This window comes from Oleiphilus sp. HI0080, from assembly GCF_001635135.1.
On the sequence record NZ_LWFU01000629.1, the window covers coordinates 1 to 744 of the forward strand.

Consider the following 744-nt stretch of genomic DNA (forward strand, 5'->3'; position numbering starts at 1 on the left):
AACCGACAACCCGAATCGCACCTTTGGTGATGTGCGTCAGTGCTTCACAAAAACCAAATCGAAAATCGGAACGCAGGGCGCTGTAAGTCATATGTTCGACCATAGCGCCATTCTCGTGTTCTCGGGTGACGATGAAGATGCGGTACTCGAAGCACTCATGGAAGCCGATGTGGATGTTTCTGATGTTGAAGCTGAAGACGGGAAGATCACAGTATTCGCGCCGCATACTGAATCATACAAAGCGAAGCAAGCCATTCTTGACGCCATGGGTGAAGTGGAGTTTGATGTCGACGAAATCCAGTTCGTACCACAGACAACAACACCAGTCAGTGGCGACGACGTAGAAATGTTCGACAAGTTTCTCGACATGCTCAACGATTTGGACGATGTTCAAAACGTCTATCACAACGCCGAGCTTTAAAGTTAGGCGGTGCAGTTTCGACCCTAGCCTAAGAGCTTGGTAGTAACAGCCTCACAATGAGCGCTCGGGAATTAGGCGCTAAGCCGTGTGTTTAGCGCCGACCTTACGCTCACCTTTGGCAGCAGGTTTTTCTTTGCGGGCTTTCTTGCCCCCTTTTGGCGCTGCCTGCCCAGTCTCGTCCAAACCGCCACCCTTGGATGCGCTACCTGATGCCCTTTTCTCCACCCCTCCTAGCAGTACCTCAGCCAAGATATCGGGTGCTTCTAGTGGAACCCAATGCCCACACTCTGGAATCACTCGAGTGCTTTTTGGATGCATCATCG

Annotated in this window: 2 protein-coding genes; one reads left to right on the forward strand and one right to left on the reverse strand. The window is 51.3% G+C overall.

Annotated elements, in window-relative coordinates:
* Window positions 1–421, forward strand: a 421-nt coding sequence (locus A3751_RS13765) for a YebC/PmpR family DNA-binding transcriptional regulator (RefSeq protein ID WP_197466348.1), incomplete at its 5' end; no start/stop codon positions are given.
* A 78-nt stretch (window positions 422–499) separates the two neighbouring features.
* On the opposite strand, the gene A3751_RS22895 is transcribed toward A3751_RS13765, so the two are convergent.
* A partial coding sequence (locus A3751_RS22895) for an alpha/beta fold hydrolase (RefSeq protein ID WP_068457061.1) occupies window positions 500–744 on the reverse strand: 245 nt, incomplete at its 5' end.